The following is a 17,032-nucleotide window of genomic DNA, read 5'->3' on the forward strand; positions in this document are numbered from 1 at the left end:
GGCGAGCGCCTAATCCGCCCTCAGACGTGTCTCGACCCGCCGGTTCTGGCTGGAGAATGAGTCCTGGACCAGGGGCTTCAGCTTGCCATAGCCCTTCGCCTCCAGCCGCGCGGCCGGGATGCCGTGCGCTGTCAAGAAATCCACGACCGACCGCGCTCGACGCATTGAGAGATCGAGGTTGAACGCGTCGCTGCCGGTCCCGTCGGTGTGCCCCTCGACGACGAACTGCGCCCTATCCAGGGCTGGGTCGCTGAGGGCACGCGCGAACTCGTCGAGGTTCGACCGGGCGGATGCCGTGAGGTTGGTCGAATTGTAGTCGAAATTCACCCGCAGGTCGAAGCCTTCGACCGGCTTTGAGCGGTCTTGGACCTGCTTCGCACACTCGCTCTCCGTGCCGATACAGAGTGCGCGCGTCTCCCCGAGGTCGGCACGCTTGGCCGGCGCAAAGTGTTTGACGATGTCCGACGCCTTATAGGCCGGATCGGCGCAGGCCGCCGTCGCCGCAGAAACGGCAGCCGCGAACAGCGTGAGGGTCAGGATGCGGGCAGGGCGCCGGATCGAAGCACTCATGATATGAGACTTGACACCTCAAACGGGGCCGATCGATGATTAACTAGCGATCGCGTGAGAACTAGTCTAACGCGGATAGGGCAGTAACGCCAGCGCGGATCAGATCGTGGACTACGGAGCCCCTTCGCAGCAAGGCCGCATTGCCGAAATCGTAACGACCGCCGGTCGCGACAAGTTTGTGCTCGTTCATTTGGACGCCGAAGAAGGCCTCGACCGCCTGTTCGAATATAGAGTCGAGGCCCTGTGCGAGGATCCGAATTACGATTTTGACAAGCTACTCGGTCGGAATGCGCACATTCGTTTCCGATCTTACGATGACGTCGATAGATACTACAACGGTATCGTTGTGGATGCGCAATGGGCCGGCGTCCACCAGGATCTACATGCCTACAGACTGACGCTCCGTCCCTGGCTCTGGCTTCTCGGCCGCCGGTCGGATTGCCGCATCTTTAAGGACAAGACCGTCCTGGATATCGTCGAGGACGTATTCAAGGGCGCCGGCTTCGGCGATTTCGAGGTCAAGGCCAATCGCGGCGACTATGAAAAAATCGAATATTGCGTGCAATATCGCGAAAGTGATCTGAATTTCGTCAGTCGCCTACTCGAAGAGTGGGGTCTGTACACGTTCTACGAGCACAGCGCCAACAAACATCTTCTGATTCTTGCCGATTCACGATCCTGTCATCGGCCGGTCGAGGCGGGCGGTGGCGCCATACCGTTTATCCCACTGACTGAGCGAGACCGGCGCGAACGCGAGCACGTCTCGGCGTGGCGCGCCGACCGACGATTCCGCACCGGCACCTTCGCGACGAACGATTTCGATTACATGAAGCCAACCGCCAACCTGAAGGCGGATTCCAGCGGTTCCGAACGGTACGAGAAGGCGGCCCTGGAGGCTTACGACTTTCCGGGCCGCTACACGGAGCGGGATCTCGGAAAGAAGCGCGCAAAGGTGCAGCTCGAGGCCGAGCAGGCGCCCGACCACCGCCGCAGCGCCACCGGCGATGCTGCGAGCCTCTACCCCGGAGCGCTTGTGACGATTCGGAACCACCCCTCGGATGACGGGCAGTACCTCGTCGTCTCGGCCCGCCACGTGATCAGTCCAGAGGCTTACCGCAGCGGCACTGGCTCGGGCGCGGGCGCACTGTACCACGGCACCTATGAGTTGCAGCCGATCGACCGACCCTACCGCGCGCCGCTCATCACGCCTCGTCCGAGGGTGCAGGGGCCACAGACCGCCCTCGTGACCGCGCGCAAGGGCAAGGAAGGCGAGGAGATCGATGTCGACGAGGAGGGGAGGATCTTCGTGCAGTTCCACTGGAACCGGGACAAGGACAGGATCTCCCGCCCCGTGCGCGTGGCACAAATGTGGTCAGGCAAGTCCTGGGGCTTCCAGGTCATCCCGCGCGTCGGCCAGGAAGTCGTGGTGCAGTTCCTGGAGGGGGACCCGGATCATCCGCTCGTGGTCGGGACGGTGTACAATAAGGAATACCCCTATCCCTTCAAGCTGCCGAGCGAAAAAACGGTCTCGGGCATGAAGTCCGACTCGACCAAGGGGCACGGGGGATACAATCAACTGACGTTCGACGATAAGAAATCTTCGGAGAAGATCGACGTGCGTGCCGAGAAGGACCTGGACGCGGTGGTGCGCCACGCCGAGACCCGCGAGGTCGGCGTCGCCTTCGAGACGCCGAGCGGAAAGCCCTCGCGCACGACGGTGATCAAGAACGGGGACGACAGCTTCAAGGTCGAGAGCGGCAACTGGAAGAACGACGTTGCCCAGGAAGTGCACATCAAGGCGGGGACCAAGGTCGTGATTGAGTGCGGCGCGAGCAAGATCACCATGGACCCGGCCTCGATCACTATCGAGGCCGGAATGATCAAGCTGCAAGGTACGGCGCTGATCGAAGAGAAGGCGCCTCTCATCACGCTGAATTGAGCCCCCGTACGTGACGGTCCTCAAGATATAATGGTCCCCCGTGGCAGGCAGCCGTTTCAGCACCGCGCGGGATTTGTTCGCCGCGTTCCCGAGCGCAGAGCGCGACTTTACCGCAGGGCCGACCGACGAGCCGCCACTTCCGTTCCTGGAGCGGGTGCGGCACAGCGAGACGCCGGAGGACGGGGTCAGCCTGCTGGCCTACGCCCTCGGGCGCCGCGAGGCGGTTTGGTGGGGTGCCCAGAGCGTGCGCCTCCTCTGTCGGATCGCGGTCGGCCAGGAGGATGCGCCGTTGCAGGCTGCCGAGAACTGGGTCCGCGACCCGGACGACCTGCTGCGCCGCGAGGCGCTGCGCCTGGGCATGACGAGCAACCAGCGACTCGCCACGCCCTGGGTGGCGCTCGCGGCGGGCTGGTCGGGCGGCAATGTCGGGCCGAGCGCTCAGGCTATCGTGCAGGCGACCCCGGAGATGACCCCAAGGGCCGTTCGGACAGCGGTCCTCGTAGCGCTTGCGACTGTCAGCGCGCGGGACCGTTCGAACCATCTTCAGGCTTGCATCGACCTCGGCGTATCGTTGATGCACCGTGGGACTCGGTGACCGCACGGGCCGAGCCCGCGCGTGAATGCGCACCACCCTCGCCGCGGTCGCGCGAAGGTGGCACACTGGACGCCATCCGGAGCAATCCGCTCCCAGAGGCAACCCGGTGCGACGTGCGAGTTCCCCCGCTTCGTCGCGGCTGTGTGTGGTAGGAACAGGGAACGCGAGTTGCACCGCGCTGCGCGTGGCCCAGTGTGGCCATCGGAACGGACGATGACACTCACCCTTCAGATTGAGAATTTTACCGTCCTTCCCGACGGGGGCCCGCTCAGCATCAGCCTGTCGGGCAAGCGTGGGATCGACATCGGCCGCGATCAGTACCTCGATTGGACGCTCCCCGATCCGGACCGCGTAATCTCCGGCAAACACGCCGAGATACGCCACCGGGACGGAGGCTTCTGGCTGCGGGACGTCTCTCGCAACGGCGTGTTCGTGAACCGCAACGCGCAGCGCCTGCAGGAAGCCTACCAGCTGAAGGACGGGGACCGCATTCAGATCGGCCAGTACGTTATCCTCGCCCGGATCGACGGCGCGGCCGCCCACGCGCAGGCCTCGCCTTCGGTGCGCCCGGCCGCGGCACAGGATTATTGGGACGTGGCCGCCGAAACTCCGTCGGTCCCGAGTCATCACCTCAGGTCGCCCGACGCGCTTCGTCCCGTCCGCCCCGACTTTGTCGATTGGCTGGTCGACCTCCCGGAGCCCGCGGGCCTGGCCGGCACCCGCCCATCGGAAGGGCCCGGCGCAGTGCCGGATTGGGAAGTTCCGAAACCCACGCCGTTACCCGTCCCGCGGCGCCCCCCAGAGCCACCCTTCCCGACGCCCGCTTTCGATCCTCCGGTGGTCGCACCCCAGAGTCCCACGTCTCCGGTCCGCGTAGCCCCGGCCTCACCCCCAGAGATCCCGTCTGCGAGCGATCCCTGGGCCGTGTCCGACGGGGCTCGATTTGCGGGTGCACCGGGGCCCTCCTCGCCCCCCGCCGCGGAACCGTCGAGGTCTGGGAGTGCCGACCTCGACGCCGACACGTTCGTCCGGCGCTTCGCCGCCGGCCTCGGCATCCCGCCCGAGATCCTCGCGTGGCAGGACGCTGGGGACCTCGCCGAGGAAGCGGGCGCAATTCTGCGCCTGAATGCGGAGAACGTGAAACAGCTGCTGGCCGCTCGGACCGAATCGAAGCGCGCGGCCAGAGCCGCGAACCAGACGACGATCCAGGCGCTCGACAACAACCCTCTGAAGTTCTCGCCGACGGTCGACGACGCCCTGCGCATCATGATGGGCCGCCCGTCGAGCGGTTACCTCGAAGCACGGCGGGCAATGGAGGTGAGCTTCCGCGACCTCAAGACCCATCAGATCAAGACCTACGCGGCCATGCAGAACGCCCTCCGCCTCCTGGCGGAGGAACTGAGCCCCGAGGGTATCGTGGCGTCCGACGAGAAGGACCGTGGCCTCGGTGGGCTGCTCGGCTCGCGCAAGGCGCGCCTCTGGGACATCTACACGACGCGCTGGGATGCTCTGGCCTCGCTGCACGACGAGGGCATGGTCGATGCCTTCATGGTGTTCTTCGCGGACTGCTACGACAAGGTTCGGTAGCTGGGCGGGCGCGGACGGCCGTCCTTCGTGCCGTGACCGGAAGTACACAGGCGCCCCGAAATCATGGGGATATATGGCGGATGTGATACTTACGGATCCGAGATCGATAGTCCTAGGGGAACCAGAGCATTGGCCCTGACGTAAAAAGTCGTTATGCCTGCCTTCGCGCCAAGCAGCGAACCGAGCGGACCCATGTGAGCGACTCGCTGGTGCACTTGGAGCATCGTCCCGAAAAGCGTTCACCAGCTCTCGGGACAAACTACGCAGAGTCAAAAATCTGGAGCATCGCCCCGGTCCGGGTTTTCGGCCCGATGCTCCGGGGCGCATTGGGAGAGCGGGCGGCGATGTCCTGGCGCAACAAGGTGATCTGGACCGAAGGGCTGTTCCTTCGACCACATCATCTTCAGCAGCACGACCGGTACGTCGAGGGCCTGGTTGAGAGCAGGACCCGCAACGTCACCCCGTACCCCTGGGGGTTCTCGTCGCTGGAGATAGACCGCGACCTCGCACAGCAGAGCCGGTTTGCCGTGCGCCGTGCTGCCGGGATCATGCCGGACGGCACCCCCTTCGACATCCCAGCCGAGATGCCGCCGCCGCCCCCGATCGAGGTTCCAGAAAGTGCCGGCAAGTACTTGGTCTGGCTGACCCTGCCGGTGGGCGCCCCTAATACGCGCGAGGTCGAGAGCGCCGAGGCCGACAGCGCCAGCCGCTTCGTGCCCGCCAACGTCCGACTGATCGACACGACCTCGGCCCTGCGGATCGAGGAGGAGATCGAGGTAGCCCAGCCACGCCTCGCCTACGAACTCCGCAAAACCGCCAAACCCGGCTACGTCGCCCTGGCGATCGCTCGCATCGTCGAGGTGCGCGACCGGGCCATCGTCTTCGACGAGACCTTCGCTCCGCCGGTCCTTACCAGTTCGAGCCATCCGGTGGTGCATGGCTGGATCGAGCGAGTCATAGGCTGGGTCGAGAACAAGCTGGAGGAACTCGCACGCTACGCCGCCGACCCGACCGCGGGCGGCGGCCTGCAGAGCGCGGACTACTTCATCCTGCAGTTGCTCAACCGGCACATCCCGGTCCTGCAGCATTTCGCAGCGTCCCGCTTCGTGCACCCCGAGCGGCTCTACGAGGAGTTGCTGCGCTTGGCCGGCGAACTCGCAACCTTCACCACCGCGGACCGGCGCGCCCGTACCTACCCGGCCTACGATCACGACGACTTAGAGACCGTGTTCATGCCGGTCCTGCGCGACATCCAGGATTTCCTCTCGGCACAGCTCGGCCGCAGGGCCATCCGGCTGCCGATCGTCGAGCGGGCGTCGAACGCTTTCGTCTCGATGATCCGGGACCGCAACCTGTTCCGCAACGCGAGCCTCGTCCTCGAGGTCGCAGCGCGTCGGCCACTCACCGAGATCCAGTCCGAGTTTCCGCACCTGTTCAAGGTCGGCCCGAACACGCAGATGAGCGAGATCGTGCACGCCAACCTGCCCGGTGTGCCGCTTGTGCACTTGCCGACTCCGCCGCCGCAGATCCGGGCGATCACCGATCACGTATATTTCCTGCTCGACCGGCAATCGCCGCTGTGGCCCGAGTTCTCGGTGGCAAGCTCGATCGGGATGCATTTCTCCGGTGATTGGCCACAGCTCGAACTGGAGCTGTGGGCGGTGCTGGACGTCCGGCGATGAGCGATCCGTTCGGCCGGAGCGATCGGACGATTATCCTGCCTGACCCAGGCGGGCGCGGGCGGGTGCCCGATCCGATGCCCGCCGCTCCGGCGGCCCGTTCGGGCCAGGCCTCTCCCCATCAGGCCCCTCCCCTCCAGGCCGCCCCCTACCGGCCGCAGGCGCCGGCACCGCCACAGGACGACTGGGCAACCTCCGATCTCTCCGCCCGCCGCCCGCCCGCGGAGCCATCCGGGCGCGCTTTGGTCATGAAGCGGGATGTGGTGGTGGCGCCCAACGCCAACCCGCTCCTGCGCGCGGCCGCTCCCCTGATGCTGCTGCTCGGGCGGCTGCGCGTGCAGCTCTCCACAGCCTCGTTCTCGAACCTGATGGAGCAGGTTGCTGCCAGCATCGAGGATCTCGAGAAGGATGCTCGCGCGGCCGGGGTATCCGCCGAGCAGGTGCGTGCCGCGAAGTACATCGTCTGCGCCACCGCCGACGACATCGTTCAGAACATCCCCACCGACGAGCGGCACGTCTGGACCCAGTACAGCATGCTGAGCCGTTTCTTCGGCGAGCGCGTCGGCGGCGTGCGCTTCTTCGAGGAACTCGACAGGGCCAAGGTCGACCCGATCGGCAACTACGACCTGCTGGAGCTGATCCACGCATGCCTCGGCATCGGCTTCCAGGGCGTTCACCGCACGGGCGGAGGCGGCGCAGCGAACCTCCAGCGGATCCAGCGTGAGCTCTACGAACTGCTCCGTCGGACCCGCAGCGTCGATCGCGAGGTCTCGCCGCGCTGGCAGGGGCAGATCATTCCGCCCGAGGCCAAACGCTTCCACGTGCCGCTCTGGGCCGCGGGTTCCGTCGTCGGCGCGGTGCTGCTCGGCCTTTTCCTGCTCCTACGCCTGCTCCTCGTCGGGAACGCTGAAGGCGCCGCCGCGGAACTCACCCTGCTCCACCCGATGACGGAGATCAGCATCCAGCGGCGGGTCTACGCCCCACCGCCCCCACCGCCCCCACCGCAGCCGGAGAGTCAGGCCGGCCGGTTCCAAGACGCGCTGAAGGCGGAGATCAACGACAACGCAATCGCCGTGATCGAGTCCGGCAACCAAATCGTCCTGCGCGTGGCCGCGGCGCTGTTCCCGCCAGCGGACGCCCGGGTCAAGCCCACGTTCGTCCCCCTGCTGCAACGCCTCGCCGGCCTGTTGGAAAAGGGCGCGGGCTCGATCAAGGTCATGGGCCATACCGACGCGATCCCGATCAAGACGGTCCTGTTCCCGTCGAACTTCGTCCTGTCCGAAGCGCGAGCGAAGGCGGTCGCCGCCGTCCTCAGGTCCGGTTTGTCGAAACCCGACCGCTTAGCGGTCGAGGGCAAGGGCGCGGACACGCCAATCGCCAGCAACAAGACGCCGGAGGGCCGAGCCCGCAATCGGCGCGTGGACATCGTTGTCCAGCGCGAGCGCTGAGGCCGTTGTGCGGGACGCGGCGGGAGAGAAGGGCCGGGACACTGTCCGGCGGGAGGCTCTGGTGCGGGGCCGCATCGAGGTTTCGGGGTGATGACGTTACAGGCGTGGATATGGCGCGCAGCCCTGGTTCTTGGCGGACTCAGCCTGTCGGCCCTGATCTGGTGGGCAGGCCCGCTCCTGGCCATCGCCGATGCGCGCCCCCTGGAGGCGGCGTGGCCCCGCGCCCTCCTCTGTGCGCTCGTCGTAGGTGGGGTGGCCGCCGCGATGGGCTGGGATTGGCACTCGCGCCGGAAGGCAACGCGCGCGCTCCAGGCCGAGATCGCCAGTCCCGAGGCCGAGGCCGGCGACGGAACGGTCCTCCAGGAACGGATGGGCGATGCGCTCGCGACGCTGAAGAAGGCGCGGGGCGGCAAGAGCGGCTATCTCTACGACCTGCCGTGGTACGTCATCATCGGGCCGCCTGGAGCGGGTAAGACCACCGCCCTTGTCCGCTCCGGCCTCAAGTTTCCGCTGGCGAAGGGGCGGACCCCGGAGGCCGTCGCCGGCATCGGAGGCACGCGGTATTGCGACTGGTGGTTCACCGAGGACGCCGTACTGATCGATACGGCTGGACGCTACACCACCCAGGATTCCTCCCCCAAGGGCGATCGGTCGAGTTGGCTTGCTTTCCTCGATCTGCTCCGACGTGCGCGTCCGCGCCAACCGATCAACGGCGTCCTCGTCGCGATCAGCATTGAGGATCTGCTGATAGGTGGTGATGACGGCGTCGAAGCACACGCCTCCGCAGTGCGGGCCCGCCTGATCGAGTTGCACAACCACCTGAAGGTCGATTTCCCGGTCTACGTAATCTTCACGAAGGCGGACCTCATCGCCGGCTTCAGCGAATTCTTCGGTCAGCTCTCCGAAGCCGAGCGGCAGATGGTCTGGGGCCATACCTTCCAGACGGCCGACAAGACGCGCAACATGGTCGGTGAGGTGCCGGCGGAGTTTGATGCTCTGGTCGAGCGCCTCAACGAATGGATGCCCGACCGCCTCCAGGACGAGGTGGCGCCGACCGCCCGGGTAGTCCTGTTCGGCTTCCCGAGCCAGATGGCAGCGATCCGCGGACGGGTGGTCGATTTCCTCGGCCGGGTTTTTGAGCCGAGCCGTTTCCACGTCAACGCAACGCTGCGCGGATTCTACTTTACGTCGGGCACGCAAGAAGGCACGCCGATTGACCAACTCATCGGTGCGCTCTCGCGCAGCTTCGGCTCGCAGGACGTCAGCGCCGCGGCTTATTCCGGCCGCGGTCGGAGCTATTTCCTGACCGATCTTCTGAGGAAGGTCGTGATCGGCGAGGCGGGCTGGGTCTCGACCAACCGCGCCGCGATGCGCCGGGCGAACCTTCTGCGGCTTGGCACCTACGCAGGCTTGGCGCTCGGCGCTGCGCTGCTTGTTGGGCTGTGGTGGACGAGCTTCCTGCGCAATGGACAGTTGATCACACTCACCAGCAGCCTGACGAGCAAGTACCGCGCCGACGCCACCGAGACGCTGCGCGAGCCGGTCGTGGCAGACCGCAATTTCTCGAAGGTCTTGCCGCTGCTCAACGCGCTGCGCTACCTGCCGACGGGCTACGCGAGCCGGGGGGAAGGCGAGCCGATCATGGCGACCTTCGGCCTCAGCCAGCGGCCGCGGTTGCGATCGGCTGCCGAGACGGCCTACCGGGCGGGCCTTGAGCGCCTGTTCCGACCACGCCTCATCTTCCGCTTGGAGGAGCAGCTTGAGGCCAATCGCGCCAATCCCGGCTTCATCTACGAGGCGCTGAAGGTCTACCTGATGCTGGGCGGCCGCGCCGAGGTGCCGCTCGACAGGAACCTCGTCGTGGGGTGGTTCCGGCGGGACTGGACCGAGAACCTTTATCCAGGCGCAGGCTTTGCGCGAGGCCGGCAGCTTTTGGAGGATCACCTCCAAGCGATGCTGGACCTCGACGACGGCAGCACGCCCCTCGTCACAGTAAACCAAGCCCTGATCGAGGACAGCCAGCGTACGCTCGCCCGGCTCAGCGTCGCCGAGCGCACCTACGAAGTCCTTAAGTCCGAAGCGCGGCCGGCGACGGCCCGCGACTGGACGGCAGCGAAGGCCGCCGGCCCCGATGCCGGTCTCGTCTTCGAAGCTGCCGGCGGGGCCGACCTCGACAGCGTACGGGTGCCGTTCTTTTTCACTTACGACGGGTTCCTCAACGCGTTCATCGACCGGTTCGGCGACGCTCAGGACATCGCTGAGCGCGACCGTTGGGTCCTGGGACCAGCCGGCGAGCAACAATCCGTCCGAGCCCAATATGGCTCCCTGTTCGGTGACCTCATGAAGGTCTACGCCCGCGAATTCCAGCAGGCCTGGACCGGCGCGCTGCGGCGGCTGAAAGTCCGCCCGCTCGCCGCCGACAAACCGCGTTACGTCGCCCTCCAGGCTATCGCGGCTCCGACTTCGCCGTTCCGGCAAATCCTCGAATCGATCCGCGACGAGACGCGGCTGACGCGCGAACGGCCGGCGGGAGCCATAGACCACACCAAGGCTGCGGCCAGCGCGGTGGCGAAATCCCTAGAGCAGCGCGTCGGTTCCGCCATGCCGATGGGCACCGGCGACGCGGTCGTCGCCCTCGGACGGAATGTGGCCGGCACCGCAATCTCGGCCAGCGGCATGGCACCGGTCGAGCGCTTCGCGATGCCGGCAAATCAAGCGCCCGGGGCCAACATCGAGGCGGCCTTCCGGCCGTTCCAAGTCCTGACCGAGGGCGATCCGGGCCGCCGCACCACGGACGCGCTCGTCAACGTGCTCAACGAGATTAAGAACGCCGCGCTGGAGGCCACGAACCCGAACCAAGCGGCGGTCGCCAACAATACGCTTGTTACCCAGACCGCAGCCCTCCGGGCCCTCGCCGCGCGCTTCCCTGCTCCGTTTGAGGCGATGATCCGCCAGATCGCGGCCGAGTTCGAGGGCAGCGCGGCGGGCGCTGCCGTGTCGCAGATCGGCAAGTCGCTGGCCGACGAGGTGATTCGCGACTGTGCCCAGATTGCGATGAACCGCTACCCGTTCGCGCGCACGAGCGACCGCGAGGTGCCGCTCGCCGATTTCGCCAAACTGTTCGGTCCCAACGGCGCATTCGACAAATTCTTCACGCAGAATCTCGCCAACCGCACCGACCGCTCGCGGCCGCAATGGACGTGGCGGATCGACGATCAGGTCGCCCGCAGCTTTTCGGCAGCGACGCTGCGAGAGTTCCAGCGGGCCGCGGAGATCCGCGAGACCTTCTTCTCTACGGGCGGCACGATGCCCTCGGTCACCTTCTCCGTGACGCCCCTGACGCTTGCCGGCGAGGCCGGACAGATCAAGCTCGATGTGAACGGCAGCGTCGTCACCATGCAGGGTGGTGTCGCCCCGGCCACGGCCGTGCAGTGGCCGGGTCCAGCGGTGCCGGGCAGGACGGTGCTTCAGGTGGAAGGACCGCCGAGCTTCTTCGGCAATTCGAGCGGACCAAGTACCGTGGCCGAGAGGACTGGCGCGTGGTCGCTGTTCCGGTTGCTCGATTCGGGGTCTGTACTCAAACAGGGAGACGCCGTCGTTGCTACCCTGGCCGCCGGGACGCGGCAGGTCTCGTACAAGTTTGAAGTGAACACCTCGCAGAATCCGCTCGCGCTGCCGGCCTTGCGCGAGTTCCGCTGCCCGACGGGGATCTGACGTGCCCTGCTGCCTCTACGGCAAACTCCCGGCGCGGCGCGATTTCATCGCAATGGCGATGCCGCATGCCGTCCTAAATGCCTGGGAGCCGTGGCTTCAGGGCGCCATCTCGGCGAGTCGGCACGGGATGGGCGCTGGCTGGACCGCGGCTTACTTGCGTGCGCCGATCTGGCGGTTCTGGCTCGGTGCCGACATCGCGGGCGAAGCTCTGCTCGGGGCCCTCATGCCTTCGGCCGATGGGGTCGGGCGCTATTTCCCACTGACTCTGTTCTGCCGTGCGGACCACCCCGAGGGTCTGCCACCGCCGGAGGTCGAGCCATTCGAGAGCTGGTTCGGATCGGCCGAGTCCTTTCTGCTGTCAACACTCTCGCAGGATGTGGCCTTCGAAGCAGTGACGGCGGGCCTCGCGGCCCTGCCGGAGGCTTTCCCCCCAGGCCTGCCCGCATCGGTCGCGGGAATCTTTCGGCTGCGCGGCCAAGCGTGGGCCGGGCCGGTCGAGGCGGGCGACGTCGCGGCGGCTCTCAGCCGTGTGCGCCCGCTCGCTCGTTCCGGACTGTATGCGGGCATGAGCTACTGGTGGACGGCTGGCGGCGCGGGGTTCCCGGCGCTCGCGCTCACCTGCCGGGGCATGCCCGATCCCCACCTCTTCTCCGGCTTCCTCACGGGGCGGTTCGATGCCCACGAAACCTGATCCCGATCCCGCCAACGGGAGCCTCCCGATCGACCTGCTGCGCCTCGACAGCGGCAGTGTCAGCCATCCCGGCCGCGTGCGATCTCACAATGAGGACGGCTTCCTCGTCGCACCGGAAATTGGCGTCTTCGCCGTCGCCGACGGGATGGGCGGGCATGAAGACGGAGCACTCGCGAGCGCCACCGTGATCGGCGCCCTGGCCTCGATCGGCGTTGCCGTATCGGCGGCCGACCTGATGGCACGCTTGGAGGACAGGATACTGCGCGCCAATGCCGAGTTGCGGGCGACGGGTGCCGTCCGCGGCGGCGTGATCGGGTCGACCGTGGCAGTGTTGCTGGTCTTCGGGCGGGACTTTGCTTGCGTATGGTCCGGGGACAGCCGCATCTACTGCATCCGCGATGGGGCCATCGAGCAGCTCACCCGCGATCACACAGAGGGCCGCGACTTGTTCGAGCGCGGCATCCTGAACGCGGCCGAGATGGCGGCGTGGCCGAGACGGCACGTTCTGACCCGGGCCGTCGGCGTCCACGAGCGTCCGGGAATGGAGCTGGAGCAGGGTGCGGTGCTGCCGGGTGACGTCTTCGTGATCTGCTCCGACGGGCTCACGGGCCATGTTGGGGACCGCGACATCCTTCAGGCCGCCGGCACCTCGGCGCCGCAATGGGCCTGCGACGCGCTGCTCGATCTCACCCTGGAGCGCGGCGCCACCGACAACGTTACCGTGGTCGTCATCCGGTGCGGCTACCAGGGCGATCGGGAAGACGGTCCGATCGCCGGCACCGGGTCGACGTTGATTCGACCCGGCCGTCCCGCCGCGGGAGGCTCCTGATGCGAGAGGGACAAACCGTCGTCGATGCGCGCGCCGGCGCCCGGGTCGGTCCCGGGACCCGCCTGAGCGACCTCTACGAGATCGACGAGCCGATCGCCGTCGGCGGCATGGGCGAGGTCTTTCGCGGGCATGCGATCGAGACTGGCGACACTGTCGCCATCAAGGTCATGCGCGCGGAGTTCGCCGAGAATGCCACCGCGCTGGCCCTGTTCCGTAAGGAGGCGTCGGCGCTCCACAACGTCCACCACGGCGCGGTGGTCCGCTACTTCGTGTTCTCGGTCGATCGCCGGCTCGGCCTGCCGTTCCTGGCGATGGAGTACGTCACCGGCGCATCGCTGGCCGACCTGCTCAAGCGCGGACCGCTCGGCTACGAGGCCGTCGATACCCTCCGGCGGCGCCTCGCGGGTGGCCTTGGAGCGGCGCACGAGGCGGGAATCGTCCACCGGGACGTGACGCCGGACAACATCATCCTCCCGGCGGGCGAACCAGGCCGGGCCAAGCTCATCGATTTCGGGATCGCGCGCCTCGCCGAGACGCAGACGGTGATCGGCGACGGTTTCGCCGGCAAGTACGCCTACGTTTCACCCGAGCAGTGCGGCCTGCAGGGCGGCGAGATAACGCCGCGGTCAGACATCTACAGCCTCGGCCTCGTCCTCGCGGAGGCGAGTCGCGGCCGCGCCCTCGACATGGGCGGCGGCCACGTCGACTTCATCGCCAAGCGCACCGCCGTCCCGGACCTCGCCGGCGTCGATTCCCGGCTCGTCCCGCTGCTCGAGAGCATGCTGCGGCCGGACCCGCGGATGCGGCCGCAGAGCATGGTCGAAGTCGAAGCGTGGGTCGCACCGACGACCCGCGTCGCGCCACCGCCGAGGGGCTTGGTCAAAGCGACGAAGCGGGGCCGGATCGGTATCGCGGTCGGCGGAGCGGCTGCCGCTCTGGCGCTCGGCATCGGTGCCGCGAGCCTGCTGTGGCCCGAGACCAAACCGACGTCCGAAGAGACCGGGCCGATCCTCACGGAAAGGCCGCGGCCCGCTCCGCCCCCCGAGCCGGTCCCGCCACCGTCCGAGCCCCGGCCGGACGCGACGCGCGCGCCTCCGGATGCCGTGCCACAGCCGGAGATCGGGCGGCAGCGGGCGGAACCTCCGGTCGCACCGATCCCGTCCGAACCGCCGCGGCAGCCCGAACGCGCGCGGGCTCCCGATCCCGACTTCGAACCGATCGCGCCGCCCCCGGCCCAGCCGACCATGGAGCGGGTCGCCGCTTATGTGCGCGATTATCGCGGCGGCGAATGTTTCTTCCTGAGCCCGACCGCGGTCAGCGCGCAGGAGGCGGTCATTGAGGCCTATGGGACCACGGCACGGCCGTTCGCCGATTTCGACGCGGCCTTCAAGAAGGCGTTCGGGTTCGAGGCCAAGATCCAGCTGCGGCAGGTCGAGCCCGACCAATGCGTTGTTGTGGATCTCCTCGCGCGGCAGGCGCAGACCAAACCCGCCAACGTCCCGAAACTGCGACTCGACAGGGATCGGTTGCGCGACGGCGAGGAATTGCGCGGCACCGTCGACCTCGGCGATGCCCAGAACGTCGCGCTCTTCCTGGTCGAGCGCGACGGCTCCGTGCACGACCTCGCGCGCTACGTGAAACGGTCGGGCCGCCAGGCGAGCTTCGCGGTGCGCCTGGAGATCCCCCCCTATGGGGCAAGCCGCGCGCAGCTCGTTGTCGCCGCCGGAAGCCGGGATCCGATCACCGTGCCGCGCGCCAACAGCTCGATCCCGGCTTTCAGTGAGCTCCGGCAGGCGATGGACCGGCCGGGATCCGGGTTCGGCCTCGCGGTCCACCAGATCAAGGTCGGGAACTGAGCCATGCGCGGCGCAGCCGAACCTCCGCTGACCGAGGAAGCCTGCCTCGACGAAGTCATGCGGCTGCACTTCGCCGACGCGCCCTGCGCCGCCTGTGGCGGCCGCCAGGGCTTTCTGCGCGAGAGCCGCAACAGGGCCTTCTCCTGCCGTTCCTGCGGCATGAAGGTCTTCCCTTGCCAAGGTACGCCGTTCGCCAAGTCCCGACCCATGCTGGTCCAGTGGTTCCACGCCGTCGACCTCGCCGCACGGGAAGGGGCGGGCGCGGGGGCGTTGCGTCGCCGCCTGAGGCTCGACCGGCGTACGGCAGGCGAGATCGAGGCCGGGATCGGGCGCCTCAAGGCCGCCGCCGACCCGGCGACGGACGCGCGCTGGTTCCCGGAGATCGCCGCCTTCGTCGCCCGCCACCGTGCGTCGGCGCAGCCAACGCCGCAATCTGCAGCGGTCGACCGGGAGACCCTATGGGAATCCCTGGGCGCGCTCACATCCGCCGCCTCGACCCGGCACCTGCCGTTCCTCGGCCTCGGCGCGGTCGCCGCGCTGATGCTGATCGGCGTCGGGGTCGGCTGGCTGATCGTGCCGCAGGCGCCCGAGCCCGACGAGGAGGTCGAGCAGGCCACCGCCACCCTGACGCTGGGCGAGGACAAGCCGGTCATCATCGTGAGTGCGGACCTCGCAGCACAGCTCTACAACGTCACCGATGTCGACGCCGATCCGAACTCGCCGCTCGCGCCCTCCATCCGCGTCGCGCCGCAGTCGGGTCAGGGCAGTTCCGCGGGACTTGCCGGTGCGCAGGCCCTGGCACCGCCGGCGGTGAAGCTCTCGGCCGGTGCCGCCAAGTCGTTGGTCGAGGGCGACATCGGCGCCGTGCGGGCCAACGCCGGCAACCGGCCGGAGTTGGCCGCCTACACGGCGCTGGCGCGCGAACTGGAAGGCAACGGCCCGCGCAACCCGGATGAGCTCCTGACCTTCGGGCCGATGCGCATCCGGCGCTACCTCGTCGAGAAGATCGTCCGGGCTTCGCGGGCGACGAGTGTCGACCCGGTGCTCCTCATGGCCATCGCCGACAAGGAGTCGAGCTTCAAGACCGAAGTGCAGGCCCAGACCTCGTCCGCCTCCGGCCTGTACCAGTTCATCGAGAAGACCTGGCTCGGCGTGGTGCGCGAATTCGGCCCGCGCTACGGTTTGGAGCAGGAGGCGGCGCTGCTCGCGGGGGGCGACGTCACCAGTCCGCAGCGCATCCGCATCCTCGACCTACGGCGCGATCCCTACCTCTCGGCCGTGCTCGCCGCGGAGATGCTCAAGCGCGACAGCCTGCGCATCGCCAAGCGCATCGGCCGCAACCTGACCGGCGGCGAGGTCTACCTCGTCCATTTCCTCGGGCCAGACGGCGCGGAGCGGATGATCGACGAGGTCACGCGCAAGCCCGACACGGTGGCGGCCGAACTGCTGCCGAAGCCCGCAGCGGCCAATAAGCCGATCTTCTACGGTAGTGGCGGCGGCAAGAGCCTGTCCGTCTCGGAGGTGCGCAGCAAGTTCGAGACGATGATCTCCCTGCGCCTCGACCGCTACAGCAGCGTGAAGGCTGTGAGCGTGCCGAACACGCCGGAGCCGCGGATCGTGCCGGTCGCGACGGGAAAATGATATATCCCCGCGGCGCAGCTGAAACGTTGCGACGCGCCGTCCGGCCGCGGCCGGCCGTTCAGCCGATCAGCACCGTCGGCAGGCCGGCGACGATCACGCCGCCATGGGCGGTCATGTCACCGATCCGCGCGGCCATCTGCCCTCCGATCAGCACGGTCGGCGAGCCCTGGACGATCGCGTCCGGCGGCCCGACGCAGCCGGCCGTGTCACCGACCCGCGCCGCGAGCAGGCCGCCGATCAGCACGGTCGGGCAGCAGGGCGCGGCGATCGGACCGCCGACATGGGGCACCAGCACCGTGACCATGGGGCAGGTGTGCATGTCGGTGATGCGGGCGGCGGGCATTCCCATTGGGGCCGTGACTGTCCATGCGCGGACTCAGTCGTCCGACGATTACAGGTTACGCGTTTTACGGAGGCGATGCTACGGATCGGTCCGAGAACTGTCCGAAGCTGCGGTAGGAACGGGAAGATGTCGATGGGCTC

The 17,032-nt window shown here is 67.6% G+C and carries 12 protein-coding genes; 10 read left to right on the plus strand and 2 right to left on the minus strand.

What is annotated here, in order from left to right; genetic code table 11:
* Positions 1-9 precede the first annotated feature (9 nt).
* The gene (locus LGR69_RS25970) at positions 10-570 is read right to left on the minus strand and encodes an OmpA family protein (protein WP_230367825.1); all 561 of its coding nucleotides are present in this window, start codon (positions 568-570) and stop codon (positions 10-12) included.
* Between the two features lie 106 nt (positions 571-676).
* On the opposite strand from LGR69_RS25970, the gene LGR69_RS25975 reads away from it, so the two are divergent.
* The 10 genes from LGR69_RS25975 to LGR69_RS32235 all read left to right on the plus strand — a co-directional run bounded on the left by LGR69_RS25975 (position 677) and on the right by LGR69_RS32235 (position 16,549).
* Positions 677-2,509, plus strand: coding sequence for a type VI secretion system Vgr family protein (locus LGR69_RS25975; RefSeq protein ID WP_230367826.1), 1,833 nt, complete (start codon positions 677-679; stop codon positions 2,507-2,509).
* Between the two features lie 40 nt (positions 2,510-2,549).
* Entirely contained in the window at positions 2,550-3,104 is a 555-nt protein-coding gene (locus tag LGR69_RS25980) for a DUF6931 family protein (RefSeq protein WP_230367827.1), read from the plus strand.
* A 213-nt stretch (positions 3,105-3,317) separates the two neighbouring features.
* Entirely contained in the window at positions 3,318-4,691 is a 1,374-nt protein-coding gene (gene tagH, locus LGR69_RS25985) for a type VI secretion system-associated FHA domain protein TagH (RefSeq protein ID WP_230367828.1), read from the plus strand.
* A gap of 344 nt (positions 4,692-5,035) precedes the next feature.
* On the plus strand, positions 5,036-6,373 hold the full coding sequence (gene tssK / locus LGR69_RS25990; RefSeq protein ID WP_230367829.1) for a type VI secretion system baseplate subunit TssK: 1,338 nt from the start codon (positions 5,036-5,038) through the stop codon (positions 6,371-6,373).
* Positions 6,370-7,818, plus strand: a complete 1,449-nt coding sequence (gene tssL / locus LGR69_RS25995) for a type VI secretion system protein TssL, long form (RefSeq protein WP_230367830.1) — start codon at positions 6,370-6,372, stop codon at positions 7,816-7,818. The genes tssK and tssL overlap by 4 nt, the downstream gene beginning before the upstream one ends.
* Positions 7,819-7,908: 90 nt before the next feature.
* Complete coding sequence (gene tssM / locus LGR69_RS26000) at positions 7,909-11,532, plus strand: type VI secretion system membrane subunit TssM (RefSeq protein WP_230367869.1); 3,624 nt, start codon at positions 7,909-7,911, stop codon at positions 11,530-11,532.
* Between the two features lies 1 nt (position 11,533).
* A complete protein-coding gene (tagF, locus tag LGR69_RS26005; protein ID WP_230367831.1) occupies positions 11,534-12,223 on the plus strand; it encodes a type VI secretion system-associated protein TagF in 690 nt (229 codons plus the stop codon).
* Entirely contained in the window at positions 12,207-13,052 is an 846-nt protein-coding gene (locus tag LGR69_RS26010) for a PP2C family protein-serine/threonine phosphatase (RefSeq protein WP_370881402.1), read from the plus strand. The genes tagF and LGR69_RS26010 overlap by 17 nt, the downstream gene beginning before the upstream one ends.
* Positions 13,052-14,908 carry a serine/threonine-protein kinase gene (locus LGR69_RS26015; protein ID WP_230367832.1) on the plus strand — a complete coding sequence of 619 codons (1,857 nt, stop codon included), beginning with the start codon at positions 13,052-13,054 and terminating at the stop codon, positions 14,906-14,908. The genes LGR69_RS26010 and LGR69_RS26015 overlap by 1 nt, the downstream gene beginning before the upstream one ends.
* 3 nt (positions 14,909-14,911) lie before the next feature.
* Positions 14,912-16,549 (plus strand): transglycosylase SLT domain-containing protein, encoded by a 1,638-nt coding sequence (locus tag LGR69_RS32235; RefSeq protein ID WP_370881403.1) that lies wholly within the window; start codon positions 14,912-14,914, stop codon positions 16,547-16,549.
* A 58-nt stretch (positions 16,550-16,607) separates the two neighbouring features.
* On the opposite strand, the gene LGR69_RS26025 is transcribed toward LGR69_RS32235, so the two are convergent.
* Positions 16,608-16,892 carry a PAAR domain-containing protein gene (locus tag LGR69_RS26025; RefSeq protein ID WP_230367833.1) on the minus strand — a complete coding sequence of 95 codons (285 nt, stop codon included), beginning with the start codon at positions 16,890-16,892 and terminating at the stop codon, positions 16,608-16,610.
* Between the last annotated feature and the right edge of the window lie 140 nt (positions 16,893-17,032).

The sequence above is a fragment of the Methylobacterium brachiatum genome, assembly GCF_020523825.1.
Classification (GTDB): Bacteria; Pseudomonadota; Alphaproteobacteria; order Rhizobiales; family Beijerinckiaceae; genus Methylobacterium; species Methylobacterium brachiatum.